General features: G+C 68.2%; 24 protein-coding genes. 8 read left to right on the forward strand and 16 right to left on the reverse strand.

Features of this window, described 5'->3' with window-relative positions; all coding sequences use genetic code 11:
* Nucleotides 1-74: 74 nt before the first annotated feature.
* A complete protein-coding gene (locus tag AB0N89_RS32650) occupies nt 75-602 on the reverse strand; it encodes a TetR/AcrR family transcriptional regulator (protein ID WP_364212652.1) in 528 nt (175 codons plus the stop codon).
* An 88-nt stretch (nt 603-690) separates the two neighbouring features.
* Between AB0N89_RS32650 and AB0N89_RS32655 the strand changes: the two genes are divergently transcribed.
* Both AB0N89_RS32655 and AB0N89_RS32660 read left to right on the forward strand, forming a co-directional pair.
* Nucleotides 691-2,175, forward strand: coding sequence for an MFS transporter (locus AB0N89_RS32655; RefSeq protein ID WP_364212655.1), 1,485 nt, complete (start codon nt 691-693; stop codon nt 2,173-2,175).
* A 19-nt stretch (nt 2,176-2,194) separates the two neighbouring features.
* On the forward strand, nt 2,195-3,586 hold the full coding sequence (locus tag AB0N89_RS32660) for an FAD-linked oxidase C-terminal domain-containing protein (RefSeq protein ID WP_364212658.1): 1,392 nt from the start codon (nt 2,195-2,197) through the stop codon (nt 3,584-3,586).
* A gap of 347 nt (nt 3,587-3,933) precedes the next feature.
* On the opposite strand, the gene AB0N89_RS32665 is transcribed toward AB0N89_RS32660, so the two are convergent.
* The 4 genes from AB0N89_RS32665 to AB0N89_RS32680 all read right to left on the reverse strand — a co-directional run bounded on the left by AB0N89_RS32665 (nt 3,934) and on the right by AB0N89_RS32680 (nt 7,002).
* Nucleotides 3,934-4,650, reverse strand: coding sequence for a VTT domain-containing protein (locus tag AB0N89_RS32665; protein ID WP_364212661.1), 717 nt, complete (start codon nt 4,648-4,650; stop codon nt 3,934-3,936).
* Nucleotides 4,651-4,703: 53 nt separating this feature from the next.
* Nucleotides 4,704-5,114 (reverse strand): hypothetical protein, encoded by a 411-nt coding sequence (locus AB0N89_RS32670; RefSeq protein WP_364212664.1) that lies wholly within the window; start codon nt 5,112-5,114, stop codon nt 4,704-4,706.
* Between the two features lie 18 nt (nt 5,115-5,132).
* Nucleotides 5,133-6,335 (reverse strand): N-acetylglucosamine-6-phosphate deacetylase, encoded by a 1,203-nt coding sequence (gene nagA / locus AB0N89_RS32675; protein ID WP_364212711.1) that lies wholly within the window; start codon nt 6,333-6,335, stop codon nt 5,133-5,135.
* 91 nt (nt 6,336-6,426) lie between these two features.
* Nucleotides 6,427-7,002 (reverse strand): SigE family RNA polymerase sigma factor, encoded by a 576-nt coding sequence (locus tag AB0N89_RS32680; RefSeq protein WP_007032484.1) that lies wholly within the window; start codon nt 7,000-7,002, stop codon nt 6,427-6,429.
* 141 nt (nt 7,003-7,143) lie between these two features.
* On the opposite strand from AB0N89_RS32680, the gene AB0N89_RS32685 reads away from it, so the two are divergent.
* Entirely contained in the window at nt 7,144-7,428 is a 285-nt protein-coding gene (locus AB0N89_RS32685) for a YciI family protein (RefSeq protein WP_364212714.1), read from the forward strand.
* Nucleotides 7,429-7,432: 4 nt separating this feature from the next.
* Here the strand turns inward: AB0N89_RS32685 and AB0N89_RS32690 are convergent, their stop codons facing one another.
* From AB0N89_RS32690 to AB0N89_RS32715, 6 genes are all read right to left on the reverse strand, one after another.
* Nucleotides 7,433-8,437, reverse strand: coding sequence for a PDR/VanB family oxidoreductase (locus AB0N89_RS32690; protein WP_364212667.1), 1,005 nt, complete (start codon nt 8,435-8,437; stop codon nt 7,433-7,435).
* Nucleotides 8,434-9,300: a metal-dependent hydrolase gene (locus AB0N89_RS32695; protein ID WP_364212670.1), complete on the reverse strand. Its 867-nt coding sequence runs from the start codon at nt 9,298-9,300 to the stop codon at nt 8,434-8,436. The genes AB0N89_RS32690 and AB0N89_RS32695 overlap by 4 nt, the downstream gene beginning before the upstream one ends.
* The gene (locus AB0N89_RS32700; protein WP_364212673.1) at nt 9,300-10,766 is read right to left on the reverse strand and encodes an NAD(P)/FAD-dependent oxidoreductase; all 1,467 of its coding nucleotides are present in this window, start codon (nt 10,764-10,766) and stop codon (nt 9,300-9,302) included. Before AB0N89_RS32700 ends, AB0N89_RS32695 begins: the two co-directional genes overlap by 1 nt.
* A 79-nt stretch (nt 10,767-10,845) precedes the next feature.
* Complete coding sequence (locus AB0N89_RS32705; RefSeq protein ID WP_364212676.1) at nt 10,846-11,319, reverse strand: pyridoxamine 5'-phosphate oxidase family protein; 474 nt, start codon at nt 11,317-11,319, stop codon at nt 10,846-10,848.
* A 3-nt stretch (nt 11,320-11,322) separates the two neighbouring features.
* Nucleotides 11,323-12,213: an SDR family oxidoreductase gene (locus tag AB0N89_RS32710; protein ID WP_364212679.1), complete on the reverse strand. Its 891-nt coding sequence runs from the start codon at nt 12,211-12,213 to the stop codon at nt 11,323-11,325.
* 82 nt (nt 12,214-12,295) lie between these two features.
* Nucleotides 12,296-13,207: an aldo/keto reductase gene (locus tag AB0N89_RS32715; protein ID WP_364212681.1), complete on the reverse strand. Its 912-nt coding sequence runs from the start codon at nt 13,205-13,207 to the stop codon at nt 12,296-12,298.
* A 50-nt stretch (nt 13,208-13,257) separates the two neighbouring features.
* Between AB0N89_RS32715 and AB0N89_RS32720 the strand changes: the two genes are divergently transcribed.
* Both AB0N89_RS32720 and fbaA read left to right on the forward strand, forming a co-directional pair.
* Nucleotides 13,258-14,079, forward strand: a complete 822-nt coding sequence (locus AB0N89_RS32720; protein WP_364212684.1) for an LLM class F420-dependent oxidoreductase — start codon at nt 13,258-13,260, stop codon at nt 14,077-14,079.
* 83 nt (nt 14,080-14,162) lie between these two features.
* The gene (fbaA, locus tag AB0N89_RS32725; protein ID WP_364212687.1) at nt 14,163-15,194 is read left to right on the forward strand and encodes a class II fructose-bisphosphate aldolase; all 1,032 of its coding nucleotides are present in this window, start codon (nt 14,163-14,165) and stop codon (nt 15,192-15,194) included.
* Nucleotides 15,195-15,279: 85 nt separating this feature from the next.
* Here the strand turns inward: fbaA and AB0N89_RS32730 are convergent, their stop codons facing one another.
* Nucleotides 15,280-16,497: a hypothetical protein gene (locus AB0N89_RS32730; protein WP_364212690.1), complete on the reverse strand. Its 1,218-nt coding sequence runs from the start codon at nt 16,495-16,497 to the stop codon at nt 15,280-15,282.
* Nucleotides 16,498-16,729: 232 nt separating this feature from the next.
* Between AB0N89_RS32730 and AB0N89_RS32735 the strand changes: the two genes are divergently transcribed.
* Nucleotides 16,730-17,137 (forward strand): DUF3151 domain-containing protein, encoded by a 408-nt coding sequence (locus AB0N89_RS32735; RefSeq protein ID WP_364212693.1) that lies wholly within the window; start codon nt 16,730-16,732, stop codon nt 17,135-17,137.
* Nucleotides 17,138-17,207: 70 nt separating this feature from the next.
* Here AB0N89_RS32735 and AB0N89_RS32740 read toward each other — a convergent pair whose 3' ends face one another.
* Nucleotides 17,208-18,434, reverse strand: a complete 1,227-nt coding sequence (locus tag AB0N89_RS32740) for a lipase family protein (protein WP_364212696.1) — start codon at nt 18,432-18,434, stop codon at nt 17,208-17,210.
* Nucleotides 18,435-18,568: 134 nt separating this feature from the next.
* Here AB0N89_RS32740 and AB0N89_RS32745 point away from each other — a divergent pair, with 134 nt between their 5' ends.
* Nucleotides 18,569-19,150: a TetR/AcrR family transcriptional regulator gene (locus AB0N89_RS32745; RefSeq protein WP_364212717.1), complete on the forward strand. Its 582-nt coding sequence runs from the start codon at nt 18,569-18,571 to the stop codon at nt 19,148-19,150.
* Here the strand turns inward: AB0N89_RS32745 and AB0N89_RS32750 are convergent.
* The 3 genes from AB0N89_RS32750 to AB0N89_RS32760 all read right to left on the reverse strand — a co-directional run bounded on the left by AB0N89_RS32750 (nt 19,147) and on the right by AB0N89_RS32760 (nt 23,490).
* Entirely contained in the window at nt 19,147-20,466 is a 1,320-nt protein-coding gene (locus tag AB0N89_RS32750) for a GGDEF domain-containing protein (RefSeq protein WP_364212699.1), read from the reverse strand. The two genes, AB0N89_RS32745 and AB0N89_RS32750, sit on opposite strands and share 4 nt — an antisense overlap.
* 202 nt (nt 20,467-20,668) lie before the next feature.
* A complete protein-coding gene (locus AB0N89_RS32755; RefSeq protein WP_364212702.1) occupies nt 20,669-21,922 on the reverse strand; it encodes an MFS transporter in 1,254 nt (417 codons plus the stop codon).
* A gap of 428 nt (nt 21,923-22,350) precedes the next feature.
* Entirely contained in the window at nt 22,351-23,490 is a 1,140-nt protein-coding gene (locus AB0N89_RS32760) for an LLM class flavin-dependent oxidoreductase (protein ID WP_364212705.1), read from the reverse strand.
* A gap of 123 nt (nt 23,491-23,613) precedes the next feature.
* Between AB0N89_RS32760 and AB0N89_RS32765 the strand changes: the two genes are divergently transcribed.
* Complete coding sequence (locus AB0N89_RS32765) at nt 23,614-25,518, forward strand: FAD/NAD(P)-binding protein (protein ID WP_364212708.1); 1,905 nt, start codon at nt 23,614-23,616, stop codon at nt 25,516-25,518.
* Nucleotides 25,519-25,618 lie beyond the last annotated feature (100 nt).

Here is a 25,618-nt window from a genome sequence, read left to right on the forward strand (position 1 = left end):
ATATTTCTCTTTACCGGGTCGTTAATTAAAAAAATTTTCTTCAACCACCATTACACCCCACTTCCGGGAAAGGGTCAGCGGGCGATGCGGGCCTTGATCTCGTCGATCCGGTCCAGCAGGGGACTCGCGTCGTCCCGGCCGAGCGCCGCCCGCAGGTAGAGGCCGTCGCCGACCAGGATGACCAGTTCGGCGGTCAGCGGGTCGCCGACGTTCTCGCTGATCAGGTCGTGGACCTTCTGGTTGTAGACCTGCACCACCTCGGCGACCCGCGGTTCGTTGAGCATGATCCGGATCGTGGCCATGGTCGTGCGGTGCAGCGGCTTGCGCTGGGTCACGTCGGTGATCGCGGTGCGCAGGTACCAGGAAACGACGCCTTCGGGCGCGCTCTGAGCCTGTTCGAGATCCTCCTCCGACAAGGTGGCGAGACGGTCCAGCAGGCCGTCGACCAGGGCTTCCTTGGAGCCGAAGTGGTAGAGCAGGCCACCCTTCGAGACGCCGGCGTGCGCGGCGACGGCGTCGAGGGTGACCCCGCCGGGGCCGTGCTCGATGAGGATCTCCTCGTACGAGTCGAGGATGCGTTCCTTCGCGGTGGGCTTCGCCATATCAGTTGACTATACCGTCTGGACGGTTTAGTTTCGAACGAGGCGGTAACTGTACCGTCCAGACGGTTTACCTTAAGGAGAGTGCGCCATGGCGGGGCGCAAGCAGTGGTGGGCGTTGGCGGTACTGGTTCTTCCGGTGCTGCTGATCAGCGTGGACATGACCGTGCTCGGGTTCGCGCTGCCGTTCCTGTCGGAGGATCTGGCGCCGACCGGTGCTGAGCAGTTGTGGATCGTCGACATCTACTCGTTCATGCTGGCGGGCCTGCTGGTCCTGATGGGTACGCTCGGCGACCGCATCGGGCGGCGCAAGCTGCTGCTCATGGGCGCCGCGGCGTTCGGTGCCGCGTCGGTGCTCGCGGCCTTCTCGACCAGCGCGTTCATGCTGATCATCGCCCGGGCGCTGCTCGGGGTCGGCGGCGCGACGCTGATGCCGTCGACACTGTCGCTGATCCGCAGCATCTTCCTCGACCCCAAACAGCGCCGGACCGCGATCGCGGTGTGGAGCGCCGGGTTCTCCAGCGGTATGGCGCTCGGGCCGGTGCTCGGCGGCTGGCTGCTGGAGCACTTCTGGTGGGGTTCGGTGTTCCTCATCAACGTCCCGGTGATGCTGGTGCTGCTGGTCGCCGGACCGTTCGTGCTGCCGGAGGCGCGTGACCCGAAGCCGGGCCGTTTCGACCCGCTGTCGGCCTTGCTGTCGCTGGCCGCGATGCTGCCGGTGGTCTACGGCATCAAGCTGGTCGCCGAACACGGCTTCGGCCTGAAGGCCGTGATCAGTGTCCTGTTCGGTCTCACGCTCGGCTACCTGTTCGTCCGCAGGCAGAACCGCCTCGACGAGCCGATGCTCGACCTGAAGCTGTTCTCGAACCGGGCCTTCAGCGGCTCTGTCGTGACGAACATGCTCGGCGTGTTCGCCATGGTCGGCCTGCTGTTCCTGGTGCCGCAGTACCTGCAGCTGGTGCTCGGGCTGACCCCGGTCGTCGCCGCGCTGTGGATGCTCCCGGCGACGGCCGCCGGTATCGCCGGCGCGCTCCTCGCGGCCTGGCTCGCGAAGCGGATCCGGGTGTCCGTGCTGGTCAGTGGCGGTCTCCTGGTCGCCGCGGTCGGGTTCCTGGCGCTGACGCAGGTGTCCGCCGGCGGTGGGCTCGCGTACGTCGTGGTGTCGTTCACGCTGCTCGGGGGCGGTGTCGCCCTGTCGGAGACGCTGACGAACGACCTGGTCATCTCGGCCGCCCCGGCCGAGCGGGCCGGTGCCGCGTCGGCGATCTCCGAGACCGGGTTCGAGCTGGGCGGCGCGCTCGGCACCGCGATCCTGGGCAGTGTCGCGACCGCGGTCTACCGGTCCGGTCTGCCGGAGGGGACGGCCGAGTCCGCTCGGGACACCCTCGGCGGCGCCGTCGCGACAGCGCAGCATCTCGACCCCGTCGCCGGGCAGGCGCTCCTGGAATCGGCTCGTGAGGCCTTCACCCAGGGGGTGCACGTCACCGCATGGGCGGGCGTCGCCGTGCTCGTCTATACAGGTGTTCAAGCCTTCGTTCTGCTCGATCGGAAAAAAAGTTCCGCAGTGCGGATCTAATGGAGCTTACGATGAGGGCATGAGCAGCAACCACGCCCTGGTCACCCGGCTCCGCGAGCATCTCGGCACGGCCGCGGTGCTCACCGACACCGACGTCACGGACGCTTATTCGCGCGACATGATGCCGCTGGCCGACAGCGGCAAGCCTCTCGCGGTGGTGCTGCCGTCCGACGTGGAAGGGGTGCAGGCCGTGGTCAAGGCCTGCGCGGAGTTCGAGGTGCCGATCGTGCCCCGCGGCGCCGGCAGTGGTCTGTCCGGCGCCGCGAACGCGATCGACGGTTGTGTCGTGCTGGTGCTGACCAAGCTCGACCAGATCGTCGAGATCGACGAAGGCAACCGGCTCGCCGTCGTGCAGCCCGGCGTGGTGAACCTCGATTTCCGCAACGCGGTCGAGAAACACGGCCTGTTCTATCCGCCGGACCCCTCCAGCTACGACTGGTGCACCATCGGCGGAAACCTGTCCACCAACGCCGGTGGGCTGTGCTGCGTGAAGTACGGCGTCACCACGGATTCCGTGCTGGGACTGGAAGTCGTGCTCGCCGACGGGTCGGTGCTGAAGACCGGTCGCCGCACGGTGAAGGGCGTCGCGGGCTACGACCTCGCGCGGCTCTTCGTCGGCAGCGAGGGCACGCTCGGTGTGATCACGCAGGCGACCGTCGCGCTGAAACCGTTGCCACAGCTGCCTTCCACGCTCGTCGCCGCCTTCAACAGCACGGAGGCCGCCGGGGAAGCCGTCGCGCGGGTCGTGCGCGAGGGGCTGGTGCCGTCGCTGATGGAGATCATGGACGCGACGTCCATCAAGGCCGCCGAGGCGTACCTCAAGACCGACCTCGGCACGAGCGCGGACTGCAAAGCCTTGCTGCTCGCGCAATCCGACGCCGGCGGCGAGGTCGCGCGGAAGGAACTCGCGGTGCTGGAACAGATCTGCGTCGACTGCGGCGCGGATCTGGCCTACGCCACCGAGGATCTCGAAGAGGGCAAGATGCTGCTGCAGGCGCGGCGGGTCGTGCTCACCGCGCTGGAGATGTACGGCGTCTGGCTGACCGACGACGTGTGCGTGCCGCGCACCCGGATCGCCGAGCTGATCGCCGGCTGCGAGCGGATCAGCGAGGAGGTGGGGCTGCGGATCGCCGTCGTCGGCCACGCCGGTGACGGGAACATGCACCCGACGATCGTCTACGCGCCCGACTCCGAGGAGGAGTTCGCCCGCGCGCGGAAGGCCTTCGACGCGATCCTCGACGTGGCCCTGTCGCTGGGCGGGACGGTCACCGGCGAGCACGGCATCGGCCGGATCAAACGCGAGTGGCTGGCGAAGGAGATCGGCGAGGTCGGCATCCGCGTGCACCGGCAGATCAAGCGGGCGCTCGACCCGGGGAACCTCTTCAACCCGGGCTCGATGTTCTCCCTCTAGCACCATCCCGACCCAGTGCGGTCTGACGGGGTACCGGCGTTGTGAAAGTGGCTTTCGCGGCATGCGAAGCCGACACGCAGGCCAGCGAGCAACCCGCCACGCCTTACCGCTCGTCAGCCCGGGCTCGATGTTCTCCCTCTGGCTCCGCCGACGGTCGCGCGTGACTCACGTGATCAGGCACGGAACCCGCGTGATTGAACGCGGAACTCGTGTGACTGGGCGGACGGCACGTCCGTGGCCGGATCTCCGTCGCGTGTCGTCCGTCTGGACACGGGTGTCGTCCAGCCGATCGCGCGAGACCGCCGTTTCGTCCGGTTCGATGTTCTCCCTCTGAACGCTATGAACGGTCAGTCGCGCACGCGCGGGATCTGCTGCGTCGCGTCCAGGTCCGCGGCCGGAGCGGCGCCGGTGGCCGAGTGCTTCTTCTCGCGGCGCGACTTCAGGTACTCGATCACGATCGGCACCACGGACACCAGCACGATCAGGATGAAGATCGCGTCGATGTTCTTCTCGATGAAGGCGACCCCGCCGAGCAGGTGGCCGAGCGCGGTGATCCCGGCGGCCCACAGGATGCCGCCGATGACGGTGTAGGTGAAGTACTTCTTCGGGTCCATCTTGCCGATGCCCGCGATCCAGGTGATGAACGTCCGCACGAACGGCACGAACCGCGCCAGCACGACCGCCTTCGGCCCGTGCTTCTCCAGGAACGCGTGGGTCTGGTCGACGTACTTCTTGTTGAAGAACTTCGAATCCGGCTTCCGGAACAGCCAGGGCCCGATCTTCCAGCCGAGGCCGTAGCCGAGCATGTTGCCGATCAGCGCGGCGAGCGTGACCAGCACGCACACCAGCCAGAGCGGGGCCTTGATCGAGCCGTTGGCGATCAGCAGGCCCGCGGTGAACAGCAGGGAGTCGCCGGGCAGCACCGGGAAGACACTGCTCTCGATGAAGATGATCAGGCAGAGGATGGTGATGACCGGGACGGTCAGCCCGCTCAGCAGGATCTTCGGGTCCAGCCACTCGGGCAGGAGGCCCATCGTCGTCACGGTGTTCTGCGCCAGGATCACACCAAAACGGTACAGGGTGACGCTGAGTGCCCTGACCCGGCGGGACGGGCGGCTCAGATCAGCGTGAGCAGCCCGATCACCGAACCGGCGGCCAGCCCCAGCAGCACGGCCAGCAGCAACACCCAGTACGCGGGCAGCGGAGCGCTGCCGGGCGAAGGAGCCGGAGGCGGCGTCGGGCGCTCCGCCAGCCTGGCCGTCTCCGCGTCCTCCAGCGCGACGCGCTCGCGTTCGAGCGAGCCCGCGCCGGCGCCGGAGAGCAGCCCGTACTGCGCCGGCAACTCGTGTTCCCCGGAAGGCGGTCCAGGCGCCTCCGGATCACTCTGCGTATCCGAATTGCCCTGGGTGTCCGGTTCGACTGGTTTCTCGGTGGAGGCCTCGGAGATCCGCTCCGCCGAAGGGGCGAAGACGGCCTGAGCGCGCAGGGCGTCGGCAAGGAGCTTTTCCGGGTCCTTGGGCTCGCTCATCCGGGACTCCCTTCGCCGCTACCCGTCGGTGACCGACACACCGCCTTCGACCGCGCCACTGAGCGGGGCCGTGGCGCTCAATGTAGCCGCAGCCTCCTCCTTGACCCATTCGCCCTGGCGCAGCACCTTGGTCGGCCGCAGGTCGCGGTCGAGCACGACGACGTCCGCCGCGAGCCCGGCGCGCAGCGAGCCGGTCCGGTCGGCGATGCCGAGCATTTCGGCGGGGCGCCCGGAGGTCGCGCGGACGGCGTCGAGCAGGTCGATGCCCGCGCCGCGGACCAGGTTGCGGAACGCCGCGTCCATGGTCAGCGTGCTGCCCGCCAGCGAGCCGTTCCCGGCCAGGGTGGCGACGCCGTCGCGGACGTCGACCTCCAAGCGGCCGAGGATGTAGCTGCCGTCGGCGGCGTCGGTGGCCGACATCGCGTCGGTGATGAGCACCGTCCGGCCCTTGCCCGCGTGGTGCGCGGCCAGCCTGAGCACGGTCGGGTGCACGTGGACGAGGTCGCAGATCAGCTCGACGGTGATCCGCTCGTCGTCGAGGAGGGCGCCGATCGGACCCGGCTCACGGTGGTGGAGGGGCCGCATGGCGTTGAAGAGGTGGGTCGCGACGGAGGCGCCCGCGTCGATCGCGGGGATGATCTGGTCTTCGACGCCGTCGGTGTGCCCGATGGCGGCGATGACACCCGATTCGGCCAGGTGCCGGACCGCCTTGATCCCGCCGTGCAGTTCGGGGGCGAGGGTGACCATCCGGATGTCGCCGCGGCCGGCGCCGAGCAGCGCGTTGACCGTCGCCGTGTCCGGCTCGATCAGCGTCGCCGGGTCGTGCGCTCCGCAACGGGCCTTCGAGATGAAGGGTCCTTCGAGGTGAATTCCGGCAAGTTCACCCTCTTGGACCAGCTCACGCAGGGCCGCGATCTGGTCCCGGAGCACCGGGATGGGATCCGAGACCAGACTGCCGAGCATGGTCGTGGTCCCGTGCCGCCGGTGCGCGCGGACCGCGCGCATCAGCTCCTCGGGGTTCCCGCTGGAGAACGAGCCGCCCCCACCGCCATGGCAGTGGGTGTCGACGAAGCCGGGTACGACCAGGCCTCCGTCGGCATGCACGCGGTCGATGTCCGGGGGTGTCCCGGAACCGACTTGGACGATCTTGCCGCCGGCGATAGCCAGCCAGCCGTCGTCGAGTACACGGTCCGGGGCGACTACCCGGCCGCCCACGATCACGAAATCTCCGGCGCCTCTCACATACCCCAGCATATATTGGTCTGGACCAAGCATGGCGGCACAACCCAGCGGTCGAGATGAAGGCCGTGCATCAGTTCGGTGACTGCATGGCTTTCTGCAGCGCCTCGAGTGCCCGGCTGGCGGTTGACTTCACGGTACCTTTCGAAATACCGGCGGCCTCGGAAATCTCGGCCTCACTCAGCCCACCGTAGTAACGGAGCACCAGAACTTCGCGCTGACGAGGGGGCAGTTTGGACAAAGCGCTCACAACGGCCTGATGTTCACTCGACAGCATGGCGAGGCTTTCGGCCGAACGCGCGTTGACGGCGTGCGGCGCGACGTACTCGCGCGCGGTCTTGCGGCGGCGCAGCACACTGCGTGACCCGTTGACCACGGCGGTGCGCAGGTAGCCGACGGCCGCGGCGGCGTCGCGCAGGCGCCCCCAGTTGCGGTGCAGCCCGGTGAACGCCTCCTGGACGACGTCCTCGGCCGTCGCCGGTTCGTCCACGAGCAGGATGGCCAGCCGGACGAGCCTCATCCGGTGCTGGCGATAGAGATCCTCAAGGGTCAGCGGCGCCGCAGGCGGCGGTGGCGTGACCGGTCCGTCCATGGTGCGCAAGTGGCCGAGGGTCGCCTCGACACTGCGTTCCGCATTGCCCTCGAGCATGTACCCCTACCTGTTCATTTACCCCTTTGAAGCACAACCTGTGCGTGGCGCTCGATCAGCGTATCGGGTGGGGCGGACGTGCCGCCTGATCGGATCCTGAGAAGCTGGATGGCGTCTGTCGGAACGACCTTGGAGATGTCGATGGCCTGGTTCCTGGTGGAGATCACTTACGTGCAGGAAAAACTGGAGGACGTGCGTCCCCGGCACCGGAAATTCCTCTCCGACCTGGCGGAACAGGGCGTCGTCGCGCTCGGCGGCCCGCTGGGCGACGGCTCCGGCGGCATCTCGCTCTACCAAGCGGCCGACGAGACGGCGCTGCTCGACGTCATCGATCAGGACCCGTACCACCTCGAAGGCGTCGTCGCCGAGCGGACCGTGCGCGAGTTCAAGCCGGTGATCGGCGCCTGGCTGCCGAAGGAAGCCTGACGGCTCAGAGGTCGAGGGTGACCGGTCCGCGGTCGACGCAGACCCGGACGCGATCGCCGGTCACCGTCGGCAGCTCGCACGTCCCGCAGAACCCCTGGCGGCACGAATAAGCGATGCCGGGCACGGTTTCCCGCAGGACATCGAGGGTGGAGCGGTCGGCGGGCACGTCCAGCGTCCGCCCGCTGCGGGCCAGCCCGACCCGGAACGGCGCGCCGCCGACGATCGGCGGCGTCGAGAACCGCTCGAAGAACACCGGTCCCGAACCGCGCAACGCCGCGTCCGTCCGGACGCCCACGATCATCGGAACCGGGCCACAGCAGTAAATCGGGGCACTCTTTTCTGCCCCTTCGAGCAGTTCCGCGCCCGACGCCGGGATCCCGTGGTCCGTGTCCGGACGAATCCAGACACGGTCGCCGTATCCGGACAATTCATCCAGGAACGGCATCGAAGCCTTGTCGCGGCCGGTGTAGACCAGCCGCCAGTCCGCGCCCGCGGCGGCCGCCTGCCGCACCATCGGCAGGATCGGCGTGATCCCGATGCCGCCCGCGACGAACAGGTAGGCCGGGCTCGCGACGAACGGGAACGCGTTGCGCGGGCCGCGCGCGGTGATCCGCGCGCCCTTCTTCAAGGCGTGCACCGCCGTCGATCCCTCGCCGAGCAACCGGACGCCGACGCGGTAGGCCGCGTGGTCGTCCGGGTCGCCGCACAGGGAGTACTGGCGGACCAGCCCCGGCCGCGGCGAGAGGTCGACGTGCGCGCCGGGCCGCCATTGGGGCAACGGTTCGCCGCGTTCGTGCACCAGCTTGAGACTGACGACGCCTTCGGCCTCGGCGCGGACATCGTCGACGACCAGCGGGAGATCGCGGTCGACGGCGGCCACCGGGGGACGACGGCGCCCGCTCACGCCGCTGAGCCTGCGGTACAGCGCGACGACACCGGTCAGCGACGCCATCGCGCGGTCGGTCCGCCCGCTGCCGTCGAGCCGCAGCGGGCGCGTCGGCGGCGTCACCGGGGTTCGTCGGCGGCCAGCGCGGCCGGCGAGGTCGCGAGGTACGCGACGGCCTGATCGGTGTCGCCGGTTTCAGTGGGGTGATAGGACTTCCGGAAGTACGGCAGGAGTTCGCGCCGCATCTCCTTGCCCGAAGGGAGAAGGCCGAGCTTGGCCACCCGCAGATAGGTCCGGAAACTCGTCTTGCCCGGCCGCGTCGGGTCGTTCTTCATGAGGAACCTGGTGCCGCGCAGGAAGACCCAGGCGAGCACCGGTGTCACGACGAGCATGCTGCGCACGCGGCGGCCGTAGCGTCCGTCGAGATGCATGAAGAGGTCGAAGGCCACGGAACGGTGCTCGACCTCTTCGGCGCCGTGCCAGCGCAGGAGGTCCAGCATCGTCGGGTCGGCACCGGCCTTATCGAGCGCCTCGGCGTCGAGGATCCACTGGCCGAGGAAGGCGGTGTAGTGCTCGATCGCGGCGATGATGGCGAGCCGTTCGATCAGCCATTCTTCGCGCCGTTTGGCGGAAAGCTCGCGGTCGCCGAGCAGGCGGCGGAACATCCACTCCATCTGCGCGATGTACGGCCGCACGCGCACGCCCGCCGCTTCGAGGTGTTCGGCGGCGCCGTCGTGCGCTTCGGCGTGCATGGCCTCCTGGCCGATGAAGCCGAGGACGTCCTCCTTGAGCCGCTCGTCGCGGATCAGCGGGACGGCCTGCTTGAACACCTCGACGAACCAGCGTTCGCCCTCCGGCAGCGCCAGGTGCAGCACGTTGATCGTGTGCGTCGCCTGCGGTTCGCCGGGGATCCAGTGCATCGGCAGGGACGCCCAGTCGAACTCGACGTCACGCGCGTGCAGGACGATCTGCTCGTGGTCGGTCATCACGACCTCCCGCTGAGCTCGTAGTCGCTCGGGTCGACCTTGCGGGTCTCCAGCCAGTAGCGCCAGGTGAAGCCCGGCCAGATCGTCCGGTTGACGCCTTTCGCGTCGAGGTACCAGCTCTTGCAGCCGCCCTGGGTCCACACGCCCTTGACGAGCTTGTCCTGGATCTCGCGCTGGAACTTCTCCTGGACGCCGGTGCGGACGTCGAGCGCGGCGGCGCCACGCGAGTCGGCGAGCTTGATCGCGTCGACGACGTAGCGCGCCTGCGACTCGATCATGAACACCACGGAGTTGTGGCCCAGCGCGGTGTTCGGGCCGAGGAGGAAGAACAGGTTGGGGAAGCCGGCGACACTGATGCCCTTGTGCGTGCGCATCCCCTCGGTGGCCCACTCCTTGGCGAGGTCGCGGCCGTCGATCCCGGTGATGTCCAGGTATTCCAAGGCATCCGTGACCTTGAAGCCGGTGCCGTAGACGATCGCGTCGACCTCGTGCTCGACGCCGTTCCCGTCGACGACGCTGTGCGCCTTGACCTCGCGCACGCCGTCGGTGTTGACGTCCACGTTGGACCGGGCGATCGCCGGGTAGTAGTCGTTGGAGATCAGCACCCGCTTGCAGCCCATGGTGTAGTCCGGGGTGACCTTCTTGCGCAGCTGGGGATCCTTGACGCCCTTGCCGATGTGGCGCTTCGCGATCACCTCGCCCGCCTTCATGATCGCGGGGTGGCCGTTGAAGCCGACGGCGCGGACTTCGAGGAACCAGTACAGCGCGTTGCGGTAGAGCCGTTGCACGCCGGGGATCCGGCGGAACGCGGTCTTGGCCCAGTTCGGCATGGCGTGGTCCGGCTTCGGCATGATCCACGGCGGCGTGCGCTGGAACAGCGTCAGTTCGGCGACGTCGGGGGCGATCTTCGGGACGAACTGGACCGCGCTGGCACCGGTGCCGACCACGGCGACCTTCTTGCCGCGCAGGTCGTACTCGTGGTTCCACTGCGCGGAATGCCAGGTCTGGCCCTTGAACTTCTCGATCCCGGGCAGCTGGGGGACCTGCGGGATGTGCAGGCCGCCGACGCCGGAGACGACGAACTGGGCTTCGATCTCACCCGACTTGGTCTGGACGTGCCAGCGGCGGGCGGTGTCGTCCCAGGTCGCGCCGGTGAGTTCGACGCCGAACCGGATCTTGCGCCGCAGCCGGTACTTGTCGGTGACGTCCTTCAGGTACTGGAAGATCTCCGGGGCGGGCGAGAACGACCGCGACCAGTCCGGGTTCTGCTCGTACGAGAACGAGTACATGTGGGACTGCACGTCGCAGGCGCAGCCGGGGTACGAGTTGTCACGCCACGTACCGCCGACCTCGTCCGCTTTCTCCAGGATCACGTAGTCGGTGATCCCGGCCTTTTCCAGCTGGATGGCCTGGCCGAGCCCGGAGAATCCGGTGCCCACGATCACGACCTTGAATCGCTCGGTCATCTGCGCCCTCCGCGTCGAGGCTTTCCTGCGCGGATGACGTTACCTGAAGTAACAGTTACTTTCTAGTACGACTTACCCGTCAGTATGTTCCGCCGAGCTTCGTGTGGTCCCAGCTCACGATCTTGGTCGGGGTGAAGACGAGCCCGATCCGCTTCGGGGCCTGCTTGCCGATGAAGGCGGCGAGCTCGCCGGGCACCGGGTCGCCCGGCTTCGCGCCCGCGTAGCGCTGCATGAGCTTGATACCCATCTGGGTGACGACGGCGGTGTCGGTGATGACCTCGACGTCGGCTTCGAGGGAGATCCCACGGAGCTTGTCGTAGCTTTCGCCGTCCTCGATGAGCACCGTGGCACGCGGGTCTCGCTCCAGGTTCTTCGCCTTCTGGGACGTGCCGTAGGTCCAGGTCGCGATGCCCGATTCGTGCGGGTAGTACCAGAGCGGCGCGAGGTGCGGGCGGCCGTTCGGGCCGATCGTCGCGACGTTGATGACCTTCTGCTCGTCGAGGTACGCGGTGAGCTCGTCGGGCGTCATGCGGATCTGGTCGCGACGGGACATACGTCAGTCCTTCCGTGTGGCGGCCCGGCCTGCCTGACCGGTTATCGAAGATTCGTACGCGCCGCGCTCCTTGATGTCCATGAGGGCGGCGGCGTCGGCCTTCTTGATCCGGCCCTTCGCGCCGATCTCGATGATCGGCGGCAGGAACGCGCGGATGAGCTTGAGCCCGCCGACCCAGCGGGGCACGTGCACGGTGCGGGCGCGTTTGTTGACCCCGGCCTGGAGGTGGTCGAGCGCGACGGACAGCGGGTAGGTCTTGCCGAGCAGGCCGGGCATGCCGGTGCGGAGCTTGCCGAAGACCGGGTGCTTGTCGGCGCTTTCGACCAGGTCGGTGCGGATCCAGGTGGGGTGCGCGACGCCGACCTTCACACCGAGGTGGGCGACTTCGGCGCGGAAGCTGTTGCAGAACGCCTCGACGCCGGCCTTCGCGGCGGCGTAGTTGGCCATGCCGGGCGCGTGGGTGATCGCGGCCAGTGAGGAGATCGCGAGCAGGTAGCCCTTGCGGTCGAGGACATGCGGAAGGGTGACGCGGAAGGTGCGCCAGACGCCGAGGAGGTCGACCTCGATGACCTTCTCGAAGGCGGCCGGGTCCACCGATCGGACGAATCCGGAGGTCGCGATGCCGGCGTTCGCGATGACGATGTCGATCCCGCCGAAGTGTTCGACGACGCCCGCGGTGGCCCGTTCGAGGTCGTCCCAGCTGGTCACGTCGGCTTCCCAGGCGTGGGCGCTGGGGCCGATCTTGTCGGCGACGGCCTGCTGTTCCTTGGCTTCGATACCGACCAGGGCGACCTTCGCGCCCTGCGCGGCCAGGCGTTCGGCGAGTCCCGCGCCGATGCCCCTCGCGGCGCCGGTGATCAGGACGACCTTGCCGTTCACGCTGTTCTTGGCCACGTTGCCTCCTCGTCCGAGCCCTAAGGCTTTCGGACGGTACCCCAACCTACCCAGAGTAAGCTACCCGCAAGTAAGTCCGCGTTCAGCGGGAAGCGGCGGTGAGGGCGTCCACCTCCTCGGAGGTGAGCGCGAGGTCGGCCGCGGGCAGGAGGTCGTTCAGCTGCTCGACCGAACGGGCGCTCGCGATGGGCGCGGTGACGGTCGGCTGCGCGAACAGCCACGCCAGCGAAACGGCCGCGACCGAGACGCCGCGATCGGCCGCGATCCCGTCGAGCGCCGAGAGGACCCGCTCACCGCGTTCGTCCAAATAGGACGAAGCGCGGGCGGCGCGCGGGCTGTCGCCGAGGTTCTCCTTCGAGCGGTACTTTCCGGCCAGGAAACCCTTGGCCAGCGCGAAATACGGCAGAATCGTCAGCCCCTCGCGCTCGACGGTCGGCGCCAGGTCGGTCTCGTATTCACGCTCGACGAGGTTGTAGTGCGGTTGCAGCGCGACGTACTTCGCCAACCCCTCGCGGTCCGAAATGGACAGTGATTCGGTCAGTCGTTCCGCCGAGTAGTTCGACGCCCCGATGTAGCGGACCTTGCCCGCGCGCACGAGCGCGTCGAAGGCCCCCAGAGTCTCCTCGATCGGGGTGTCCGGATCGTCGATGTGCGCGTAGTAGAGGTCGATGTGGTCGACCTGGAGCCGGCGCAGCGAATCCTCGGCCGCCGCCGCGATGTTCGCCGCCGACAGCCCCTTCCGCTCCTCCCACATGCCGGTCTTGGTCGCGATGACGACGTCGTCGCGACGCCCGCGCTTGGTCAGCCAGTCGCCGATGATCGTTTCGGAGCCGCCGCCCGAGTAGAGGTCGGCGCTGTCGATGAAGTTGCCGCCCGCCGCCGTGTAGGCGTCGAGGACCGCGAAGGACTGCTGCTCGTCCGCGGTCCAGCCGAAGACGTTCCCGCCGAGGTTGATGCCCTGGACGTCGAGGTCGGTGTTCCCGAGTTTCGCCATGCCTCGAACATAAGGGAAGACATCGGCGAGGGCCGGTGTTGGCTCGAAGCATGGGAATCGAACTCGGCAGGATCGGCATCTGGCAGCACGAAAGCGTGTTCACCCCGGAGCTCGCCCGCGAACTGGAGGAACTCGGCTACGGCGCCATCTGGCTCGGCGGCTCGCCGGCCGGTGACCTCGCGAAGGCGGAGGAACTCCTCGACGCGACGAAGACGATCAAGGTCGCCACCGGCATCGTCAACATCTGGAAGGACGACGCGGCGACGGTCGCCGCGTCCTACAAGCGCATCGAGGCGAAGCACCCGGGCCGCTTCCTGCTCGGCGTCGGCGCCGGGCACCGCGAGCACACCGCGGAGTTCAAGAAGCCGTACACCGCGCTGGTGGAGTACCTCGACGCCCTCGACGAGGCCGGAGTGCCCGTCGAAGGCCGCGCGCTCGCCGCTCTCGGCCCGAAGGTGATCAAACTCGCAGGAGACCGCACAGCGGGAGCCCACCCGTACCTGATGACGCCCGAGCACACGCGTCAGGCGCGGGAGATCCTCGGCGAGGGACCGCTCCTCGCGCCCGAGCAGAAGGTCGTCCTGGAGGCCGATCCGGCGAAGGCCCGCGAGATCGGACGAGGCGGCGTCGGGTTCTACCTCGGCCTCGTCAACTACACGAACTCCCTGCGGAAACTCGGTTTCACCGACGAGGACCTGGCCGGTCAGGGCAGCGACAAGCTGATCGACGCGCTGGCCGTCCACGGCGACGCCGAAACGGTCGCCCGCGGGGTCACCGCGCATATCGAGGCCGGGGCGGACCACGTGAACATCCAGGTACTGAACCAGGACCCCCTGCCGGTCTACCGCGCGCTCGCCGCCGTCCTTCTCTGACGCGACGGCTGTAGGCACCTCCCGGCCGACCTCGTACGATGCGGCCGAGAGGTGCACCAGCCTGCTTCGAGGAGGAGTAAACGATGCCCATCGCCACCCCCGAGGTCTACGCGGAGATGCTCGACCGGGCGAAGGCGAACGAATTCGCCTACCCGGCCATCAACGTGACCTCGTCGGAGACCCTGAACGCCGCCATCCGCGGGTTCGCCGAGGCGGAGAGCGACGGGATCATCCAGTTCTCCACCGGCGGCGCGGAGTTCGCCTCCGGCCAGAAGGTCAAGGACATGGTGACCGGTTCGGTCGCGCTCGCCGAGTTCGCCCAGGTCGTCGCCGCCAAGTACGACGTCAACGTCGCGCTGCACACCGACCACTGCCCGAAGGACAAGCTCGACGGCTTCGTCCGCCCGCTGATCGAGATCTCGGCGGAGCGGGTCAAGAACGGTCAGCACCCGCTGTTCCAGAGCCACATGTGGGACGGCTCCGCGATCGACCTCGACGAGAACCTCGATATCGCGCAGGAGCTGCTCGCCAAGGCCGCGGCCGCGAACATCATCCTCGAGGTCGAGATCGGCGTCGTCGGCGGCGAGGAAGACGGCGTCGAGGCCGAGATCAACGAGAAGCTGTACACCGCCGAGGGCGACTTCCTGAAGACGATCGACGCGCTCGGCTCCGGCGAGAACGGCCGCTACCTGCTGGCCGCGACCTTCGGCAACGTGCACGGCGTCTACAAGCCCGGCAACGTGAAGCTGCGCCCGGACGTGCTCAAGGGCGGCCAGGAGGCGGCGTCGAAGAAGCTCGGCCTCCCGGCCGGCTCGAAGCCGTTCGAGCTGGTCTTCCACGGCGGTTCCGGCTCGCTGCCGGAGGAGATCCGCGAGGCGGTGTCCTACGGCGTCGTGAAGATGAACGTCGACACGGACACGCAGTACGCCTTCACGCGGCCGATCGCGGACCACTTCTTCAAGAACTACGACGGCGTCCTGAAGATTGACGGCGAGGTCGGCAACAAGAAGGTCTACGACCCGCGTAGCTACCTGAAGGCCGCCGAGGCGGGCATGGCCGCGCGCATCGTCGAGGCCGCTCAGTCGCTGGGTTCGGCGGGCAACAAGCTCTCCTGACCCGCTCTGGCCCAGAGTGTCATGAAGGGTCCCCTTGGGACGGAAAACGTCCTATGGGGACCCTTCATGACATGCGCGTGAGGCCTCAGGCGACCGGCAGTCCCGTCCGCCCGCGACGCTTCTCCAGCAGCGCGTTCACCGCCCGTGTCCCCGGTCCGGCGGCGGCCCACAGCGCGCCGACCCCGACCAGGCAGACCGCGGCCGTCCAGTACGCCACCGGCGGCGCCGACTCCGTGTGCGCGTCGCCGAGGATCCACGGCCGGAACTGCGACTGCACCCACAGCATCCCGTAGCCGAACGCCGTCACCAGCAGCGTGCCCGCGCCCGCGGTCAGCAGCGGATGCCCCCGTCCGATGCGGAACGCCAGGTCGACGGCGAGGCCGACGGCGAGCAGGTAGAACGGCACGACCGAGATCGGGAAGCCCATCCCGAGCAGCAGCGGCCACATCACCAGCCGGTAGGCGAGGTAGGCGGCGGCGACCGTCGTCCCGGCCCAGCGGAAGCCGGTCGTGTACCGCGCCAGCGCGAAGATCAGCGCCATCACGCCGATGCCCCACAGCGGGTAGACCCAGTCGTCGATCGGCATCGTGAAGTACTCGACGGCCACCCGGTCGACCGGATGCCCGATCTGGTTCGCGGCGAAGTTCAGCAGCTCGGGCTCGGCCTCGGGCATGCCACGTTCCCAGGCGCGCAGGCCGAGGATGCCGTACTCCTGCTGTCCGTTCGGGAAGAACGTGTTCTCCAGGAAGAACGCCCACAGTCCGATCAGGACACCGGTGCGCGTCCTGCCGGGCTTGGCGTACTTCAGCCAGCCCGTGATCACCCCGGCCTGCATGATGCCCGTTCCGATGTAGAGCATCATGTGCGACGGGCTCCACGCGGTCAGGTCGAGACCGTTGACGCGGTGGTTGATGACGTCCAGCGGCGCCGCGATGAGGAACACCACGAGCCCGATCTGCATCAACCGCAGCGAACGCCGGTCGGCGCCCATCCCGGTGTAGGAGTGGATCGCCACCAGCACCATGATGATCACCGTGCCGACGGTGTTGATCAGATGCGGCGGGGCGAGGTCGTCCCGCAGCCACATGAAATGCCACGACATGTCCCAGGACGAGCCCACCAGTTTGAAGGCGAACGCGGCCAGCCACATCGAGTAGCAGAAGTTCAGCACCCAGTCCGGCGTCGCCTGTCCCGGCGCGCCGCGGTGCCAATGGAGTTTGAAGAACAGCCTCGTCTTCGCGATCGGGCTGCGGGGGATGACACCCGGCGAAAGGTCCCCGGTCACTTCTGTCGCCTTTGTCATGCGGGACATCTTCCCTGCTCCAGGTCACGAGATGGGCATTTGGGGTCGAAAATCGGGGTTCACCCGTAGGGGTGGTGGATTTGCGGTCGGCGTGCGAAGCAGGGCAAGGTGTGCCGCCATGATGCCGAAACGTCTTGTCGCGGCGGTGCTCGTCGCCGCCCTGGTGCTGGCCGGTGGGGGCATTCTCGGGAGCCTGTTTTTCTGATCACACGCGGTCGGCACAATGGCCCGTATGACGAATCTCCTCGGCCCCCCGCCGACGCATCTCCCCGAGCACACCGCCGCGCAGGCGGCGCTGGACGCCGGGAGCGATCCGGCCGCCGTCGCCGCCGAGCACCCTGACTACAGCGAGGCGTGGGCCGTCCTCGCCGAGAAGGCGCTCGACGCCGGCGAGACCGTCGCCGCCTACGCGTACGCCCGCACCGGGTACCACCGCGGCCTGGACCAGCTCCGCCGCGCGGGCTGGAAGGGACACGGCCCGGTGCCGTGGTCGCACCGGCCGAACCAGGGTTTCCTGCGTTCCCTCGCCGTCCTCGGCAAGGCCGCCGGCAAGATCGGCGAGACCGAGGAGTACGACCGCTGCAAGACCTTCCTCAGCGACTCGGACCCGGCCGCCGCGGAAGCCACCGGCCTCAAGTAGCGCGTGTCATGAAAGGGTCGTTCAGGACAAAAAATGTCTTGAACGACCCTTTCATGACATCCGGTGACCCCTAGAACAGCCCGCAGTTCCCCACGGCGGGCAGTCCCGCGAAGCGACCCTCAAGCCAAGCGAAAGCCTCCGGGAAAGCCCGGATAGCCCCACCGACGTGCGTGGGAACCAGCGAAGTCGAGAACTGCACCTTCGCGCCCTTCGCGCACCACGAGCGCGCCATGGTCCGGCCCTGCTCGTAGGGCACGATGTCGTCGAGTGCACTGTGGACGACCAGCGTCGGCGCGCCCGGCTTCCGCGCTCCGATGAGCTGCTCGCCGACTCGCGTCTTGTACGGCTCTTCGCCGAGGTACGCGGTCAGCGGTCTGCCGTCCTTCGTCAGGTTCTTCGACTGCGTGAACGCGTGCCCGAAGATCGCGTCCACTGTGCACTCTTGCTTGACCTTCTCGAACGCTTCCGCGCCCTTCGCGTTCAGCACCGCCGGGATGTTCAGCTCGGGGTATGCCGCGTCCATGCTCACCAGCGTGAACCCGAGGAAACCGAAGGCGTAGTGCCCGTCGATGTTCTTGCCGACCGCGGCCAGGTCCGCCGGGACGGCGCCCGCGTACGAGCCCTTCAGCTTGAGCTCGGGCGCGTACGAAGGCTGCAGTTCGGCCGCCGACGCCGAAGCGCCACCGCCCTGCGAGTAGCCCGCGGTCGCGACAGGACCGTTGTCCGGCAGGTTCGCTTCGGCCAGGCGCTGCGCCGCACGGATCGAGTCGAGGACGGCGTTGCCTTCCGCGACGCGGTTGACGTACGTGTGGACGCCGGGAGTGCCGAGGCCTTCGTAGTCGGTGACGACGACGCCGTAGCCGCGAAGCAGCAGCCCGGCGATGAAGGGCCCTTCGTACTCCATACCCGCCGAGAGGGCCTTCGACGGCGCGCACTGGTCGCCGACGCCCTGCGTCCCGGCTGCGTAGCCGATGACCGGCCGCTCGCCCGCGCCGGTCCACGCCTTCTTCGGGGTGAGGACGGTGCCGGTCACGGCGTTGGCTTTGCCGTGCGTGTCGGTGCTGCGGTACATGATCCGCTGAACGTCCGCGTCGGCCTTGATGAGTTTCACGGGATCGACGTAGAACGTGGACGGTTCGTGCCGGATGATGTCGCCGGGAGCACCCGCGGGCAGTGGCGACGGGGGGTCGTAGAAAGACGGTTCGGCGATGGCCTGCTGTGCCCCGAAGGTCAGCAGTGCCGCCACGGTGGCCGCTGAGACGGCGGCGGAAACACCGCGCCGGGATCCTGGACGCATGTTTGCTCCTCGTTGAGCACAAACATTTTCGACAGACGTGTCGAAAAAGAGAGTCAGTGAGGTGGCGCACGATGTCAAGTCCGGCGCCGAGAGGCAGACCCCGCAAACTCCCGATCGGCGAGCAGCGCGCGCGGGTGCTGAGTTCGGCCGAGGGCGTCTTCGCGGTGCATGGCGCGCAGGCCGCGACGATCGAGCAGATCGCCCGGCGCGCGGGGGTGTCCCGGCAGGCCGTCTACGAGCAGTTCGGCGACCGCGCGGCGCTGTTCGCCCAGGTCGTGGCAGACATCGAGGAACGTGCCTTCGAGGCGATCGGCGCGCCCGCCCTCGATCTCTCGCAGCCCGAGCTCCGCGCCTGGGCGCGCGCCAACTACGCCAACATGTTCGCCTTCGTGGCGGCGAATCCCGACGCGTTCCCGGTGTTGCGCGAGGCGGAACGCCTGGGCGATCCGGCCCTCACGCGGCTCCGGGAACGGCTCGCGGGGGTCTACACCGAGGCGAGCAGGCAGCGCTGGGCCCGCCACGGCGTCGATTCCGGCCGCGCGGACAAGGCCCTGGTCACGCTGTTCTTCGCGATGACCGAGGCACTCGTCCAGGCGAGCTGGGACGGTGAGCCGCCCGACGCGGACGCGCTCATCGACCTGCTCACCGAATTCACCGTCGGCGGCGTGGTCCGCCTTCGGACCGCGGCCGCCGACGTGATGGAAAGACTGCGTTAGGCCGCGATGGCTTCCAGGGACTTTTCCGCCTCTTCGGCGACCGCCACCAGGTCCGGTGACGAGACGACCCGGTTGCGGCCATTGCGTTTGGCCGCGTAGACGGAGGCGTCCGCCGAGGCCATGACCTCGTCGATCGTCCGGCCGTCGAACGGGAAGGCCGCGACGCCGACCGACGCGGTCCGCTGCTCGATGACCACCGGGGTGCCCTCGTTGTCCTGGGTCTTGATGACCATTTCGCTGATCCGCTGCCGGATGCGCTCGGCAACCGCGACGGACTCTTCCTTCGACGACGAGGTCAGCAGCACGACGAACTCCTCGCCGCCGAACCGGCCGGCGAGGTCCTGCGCCCGGGTTTCGGCCTTGACCAGCGCCGCGACGCCCTTGAGCACGTCGTCGCCCGCCAGGTGGCCGTAGGTGTCGTTGATGCTCTTGAAGTGGTCGAGGTCGATCATCAGCGCGCCGAACTGGCCGTTTTCGCGCTCGGCGCGGGCGACCTCACGGACGGCGCCCTGCTGCCAGGTCGTGGCGTTGAGCAGCTGGGTCTTCTGGTCGGTGGTGGCGAGCTCTTCCAGCTGCTTGATCAGCACCGAACGCTGCAGCAGGTAGAGCGGCAGGAAGACGAGCAGCACGAGCACCGGCTGATGTGGCAGCACGGCGAGCACGAGCGCGCCGATGCAGACGGTGGAGGCTTCGAGGATGTTGTCGTCCCAAGAGCCGAGGAGCGTCTGGACGGTCGCCTTCTTGGGTGCCGCGAAGTACAGGCCCGTGCCGGTGAAGACGGCGTTCATCAGGAAGAAGGCGAGGCTCGCGGCACAGATCGCCGTCACCGACGCCACGTCGGCGCCGACGGCCTGCACGGCCCCCCAGGCGGCGAACGCGGTCAGCGTCATCGATGTGGCGTTCGCCACAGTCCGATGGGGATTGACCGTGCGAAGGCCCGCCCAGCTGCGGTATCCGAGGTGCAGGTAGATCGCTGTGACGAGAAGCGCGGTCAGCTGCGGCGGCAGCAGAATCGCACCCGGCAGCACCCAGACCGAGGTCATGTTGATGTGCGGGGTGACGCTCATGCTGCGGCGCTGCCGCTCGATCCGGCGGGTCGCCTCGGTGTGCGCGATGGCGAGCCCGGCGAGCAGAAAACAGAGCAGGACCTGCGAAGACGTGATGGCGATGGATGCTGCGAAGACCCCCGTCAGTGCCAGCATCATCGCCACGGAAAGCCCGGTGTAGGCGATCCAGTTCGTGGGCCTCTTCCACAGCTCCCACGTCAGTACCGTGAGAGCCGAACGATGTCCAGCGCGTTCCTCCGATGTGATCATCTTTCCCCCTGACTCTTGCGTCATTCTCCGAAACCCCCTACTTACGGACAGCTTCTACCGACTTGCGGGCTGTCGACAAGCTCCCTAGGTGTGTACTTTTCTCTGAGAGGTCGAGGGAAAGGTGCCAGCGATGGCCGGTAGGGATCAGTGAACTGGGGCGCGTGCCACAAGGCCGCGCGATCGGGCCGGCGCGTGGAACACCTCAATGTTCTGCGCGTGCGGCGTCTTTTTCCTGCCACCGTTCCGGATCACCGCTGAGGGTTCGCCACCAGCTCAGGGCCAGCGGAACGGTCATCAGCAATCCCGCAAGCCCGAAGACGCCGACGGTCGACTGCGGGCCCACCTGATCCGCCAGGATGCCGCCGATCAGGGGACTCACGCCCATCGTCGTGGTCAATCCGGTGTTCGACAGGCCCATCACCTGCGCGCGGCTCTCGTCGGGCACGGCCAGCGTCAGTGACGCCGTCGCCTGCATCAGCGCCACCGTGCCGAAACCGCCGCAGAACACGAACAGCACGATCGACGACAGCGGGCCGGGCTGCAGGAAGCACAGCAGCAGCGGGATCGCCGTCAGCGCGGAAAGCGGCCCGATCAGCTTCGGTCTGACGTGTGCGGGGACCCAGCGCGAGTAGATGAACGCGCCGATCACGCTGCCGATCGGGTCGGCCGCGAGCAGCAGGCCGATGACTTCGGGGCCGCCGCCCGACGCCGCGACATAGGGCGCCGCGATGCCCTCGTACACCGGCAGCAGGCCCATCAGCCAGGTGAACAGCAGCAGCGAGCGCAGTCCCGCGCTGGCGAAGACGATCTTCCCGCCCGAGCCGATCGACGCGAAGAACGACTTGCGCTTCTCGCCGGACGCCGCGGCCGGGCGCGTGACAAGCCCGAATCGGACGAACAGCGCCGAGGCGACGAAGGTGACCGCGTCGAGCGCGAGGGCGATGTGGGGTTCGAGCGCGGTCAGCAGGAGGCCGCCGCCGGCGAACCCGGCGAGCTGCGCCGATTGGACGGTCATGCTGCGGATCGCCATGCCGACGACGAACCGGTCGCCTTCGAGGATCTGCGGCAGCAGGGCGAGCTGGGCGGCCTTGAACGGCGGGTTCAGCAGCGAAACGGCGCCGACGAGGACGCACAGCACCCAGAACGGCAGGACCGGGACCGCGACCAGCGCGATCAGCGCGGCCCGTAAGAGGTCGACGACCATCATCACGGTCCGGCGGGGGAAGCGGTCCGCGAACCCGGTGAGGAAGATGCCGCCGAGCAACGACGGGGCGTAGGTCAGCGCGTAGGTGAGACCGGTCAGGGTCGCGGAACGGGTTTCGGTGAAGACGAGGACCGAGAGGGCGACCCTGGCGAGTTGGTCGCCGAAGATCGAGAAAAGCTCGGCGAACCAGAGCGAACGGAACTCGGCTACACCGAACACCTCTCGGTAAGTGACCCGTCCGGCCGAAGCCATGTTGCCCCCAATAGGGTCCTTATTACGCGACAAACTCGTGACCGAGAGTAACGCGGTCACGAGCTCGTCACGAAGCGTCATTCGTTCACGTAAGTGTCTCCTGACTGTTGGTGATTGGCTAGGTTCTTTCGCCGGGTTTCTGGAGTCGGAGATCTTTTTCGTGGATCAACGGTCGAACGCGAAAATGTCCCGATCACCGGAAACATGGTCCAGACCTGCGGCTTTCGGTCCTTTCGAGCCTCGGCCCGGGAGAATTCGGACATCCCCGCGTCATCGGCCCGGGTGAGCCGGCATCGCTGAAACGGAGGCGTCGGAGCCCTCGCCTCCCGTGTGCGGAGTGTGTCCGATGCCCGCTTCGACTCCGCTGAGCGAGCGTCACGGTGCCCGCCGAATGGATGACGGGACCGCCATCCGGTGGAGTGAACGGCTCAGCCGTCGACGGCGAGCACCTCCCTGGCCGAAGCGGCCTGCTCGACCTTCGCCGCGTCGCGTTTGGCGACCTCTTCGCGCACGATCGGGATGACGTGACGGCCGAAGTCGATCGTGTCGCCGAGCATGTCGTACCCGCGCGCCGAGAGGATGTCGACACCGAGGTCGTAGTAGTCGAGCAGGGCCTGCGCGACGGTCTCGGGCGTGCCGACCAGCGCGGTGGAGTTCCCGGCGCCGCCGGTCGCGGCCGCGGTCGGCGTCCACAGTGCCCGGTCGAACCGCTCGCCGTCGGCGGCGACCGCCAGGAGCCGCTGCGAGCCGGTGTTCTCGGGGCTCGTGAGCGAATGCCGCCGGGTCAGCTGCCTGCCGCCGCTCGTACGGGCCTTGATGGCGTCGACCGTGCGATACGCCTTCTCCCAGGCGAGCTCCTCGGTCGGCGCGATGATCGGGCGGAACGCGACCTGGATCCGCGGCACGTCGGTGCGGCCGGCGGCCCTCGCCGCGGCCTTGACGGACTCGATCTGCTCGGCCGTCTGCGCGAGGGGCTCGCCCCAGAGGCAGAAGATGTCCGCTTCGGCCCCGCCCACCGCATACGCCGCCGGAGACGAGCCACCGAACGAGACGCCCGGGCGTGGTTGCTGCACCGGGCGGACGTCGAGGACGAAGTCAGCGAAGCGGTAGTGCTCGCCTTCGTGGTCGAAGGGCTCTTCGGACGTCCACGCCTTCTTGACGATCTGGATGTACTCGCGCGTGCGTGAGTAGCGCTCGTCCTTCGTGAGGTAGTCGCCTTCGCGCTGTTGCTCGTGGTCGCTGCCGCCGGTGATGAAGTGGACCGTGAGCTTGCCGTCCGTGAGCTGGTCCAGCGTGGCGAACGTCTTCGCGGCGAACGTCGGGTACGAGACGTTCGGCCGGTGCGCCAACAGGATCTGGAGCTTGTCGAGCTTCGCCGCGACGTACGCGGCCGCCTGCGCCGGGTCCGGTCCGCTGGAGCCGTACGCGAACAGCACCCTGTCCCAGCCGAATTCTTCGTGCGCCCGCGCGAGGCGCAGCGTGTAGTCCTTGTCGAAGACGCCGCCCGTGCGCGGATGTGTCTCCGAACCGTCGTTGGTGCCCCCGATACCCAGGAATTCGACCGGCATCGTCCGTCCCTCTCGTCCGTGTCCCCCTGCACGACGAGTACGCCCGGGTTCCTCGGCGTGGCAACGAGTTCCGCTCCTTGAGAACCCGCACGCGACCAGGAATCCCGGCGTAGCTTCGGCTTCGTGAGTACCGCAGACCTTCCCTACGTGCTCGCGGTGGTCGGCGCCGGTCCACGTGGGGTGGGCGTGCTCGAACGGCTCGGCGCGAACGCCGCGGAGCTGCTCGGCGGGCGACGGCTGATCGTGCATCTGGTCGACCCGTTCCCGGCGGGCCCCGGGCGGGTCTGGCGGTACGAGCAGTCGCCGCTGCTGCGGATGAACTCGATGCCCGAAGACGTCACGGTCTTCACCGACGACAGCGTCGAGATCGACGGCCCGATCCGGCCCGGTCCTTCGCTGATCGAGTGGGCGCGGCAGGTCCGCGCGGGCACGCTCGGCGCCGAGGTCGACGACAGTCTGCGCGCCGAACTCGGGGCCCTGCAAAGCGATCACTTCCCGACGCGACGGCTGCAGAGCGCGTACCTCGCGTGGTTCCACCGCAAGGTCCTCGCCGAACTGCCGTCCGGGATCGAGGTCGTCGAGCACCGGACCCGCGCGGTGCGGCTCGAAGACGGCGAGCCGCAGAAGCTCTGGCTGGAGGACCGCGCGGAACCTCTCGAAGCGGACGCGGTCCTGTTCACCGTCGGACATCTCGACGCCGAACCGGACGAACGCGAAGCCGAACTCGCCGGCTTCGCCCTCCGCCACGACCTCGCGTACTACCCGGCCGGTTACACCGCCGACGTCGACTATTCGGCGATCCCGCCCGGGGAAACCGTGCTGGTGCGCGGGTTCGGTCTCGCTTTCGTGGATCTGATGCTGCTGCTGACCGAAGGCCGCGGCGGCCGCTTCGAAGAGCAGGCTTGCGGCGGGCTGAAGTATCATCCCAGCGGCGCCGAGCCCGTGCTGCACATCGGTTCGCGCCGCGGAGTGCCGTATCACGCGAAGATCGGCTACCGGCTGCGCGGGAAACCGGCGCAGTTGCCGCGTTTCTTCGACGCGTACGCCATCGAGAAGCTTTGCGCCCTGCCCGGCCCCCTCGACTTCCGCCGCGATGTCTGGCCGTTGATCTCGAAGGAACTCGCCTGGGCCTACTACCACGAACTGTTCACCGCCCACCCCGAACGAGTGCGCCTGGACTTCGCCGTCTTCGCCGACGCCTTCGCGGACGCGGCACCCGGCGAGCTCGACGCGCTGATCGCGCGAGCGGTCCCGGCGCCGGACGACCGGCTCGATCTGGACCGGCTCGACCGGCCGATGGCGGGCGCCGAATTCGGCACCGCGGAGGAATACGGCAAAGAACTGCGCGAGTACGTCGAAGCGGACCTGAGCCGCCGGGCGGACGTCGAATACAGCGCGGATCTGGGCGCGTTCACGGCGTTGTTGTCCGTGATGGGCCAGCTCCCCGCGCTGGTGCAGACCGGCAGGCTCGACGCGGTCTCCCAACTGTCCGATTTGGATGGCTGGTTCCTCGGCTTCTTCTCGTACTTCGCGAGCGGGCCGCCGCCGCGGCGGCTCGAAGAACTGCTCGCGCTCCAGGAAGCCGGGCTCGTTTCCTTCCTGGGCGCCGAAACCCGCGTGTCGGCCGATGAGGGACGCCGGGCGTTCGTCGCTTCCGGCGCGAGCTTCCCCGGCGAGACCGAGGCGCGGACGCTCGTCGAAGCGCGGCTTCCCGAGCCGAGCATCACCCGGGCTTCCGATGTCCTTTTGCGACAGTTGCGCGACAGCGGCGCTCTCGGCGAGGAAGCCGTTCTCGACGCTGTCACCGGCGAAAGGCTGCTCGCCGGTCGCATCCACACCCGCGTCTCCGACGGCCGGATGCTCGACGGCGACGGACGTCCGCATCCGCGCCGGTTCGCCCTCGGTCCGCACACCTCCGCGCGATCCGCCGGGGCGTTCACCCGGCCGCGGACCAACGCGATCTCGTTCCGGCAGAACGACCGCGTCGCGCGGGAGATCCTGTGGCTCGTGAGTGGCAAGTGCCGTTAGAACGGCATGTCTGAGTTCAGGACATCGTGAACAGTTGATGTTTCAGGACATCGTGAACACTTGACCGGCCTGTCGGCGTGGTGACCAGGGGGTTCGTGGT

Source organism: Amycolatopsis sp. NPDC089917 (genome assembly GCF_040684635.1).
Classification (GTDB): domain Bacteria; phylum Actinomycetota; class Actinomycetes; order Mycobacteriales; family Pseudonocardiaceae; genus Amycolatopsis.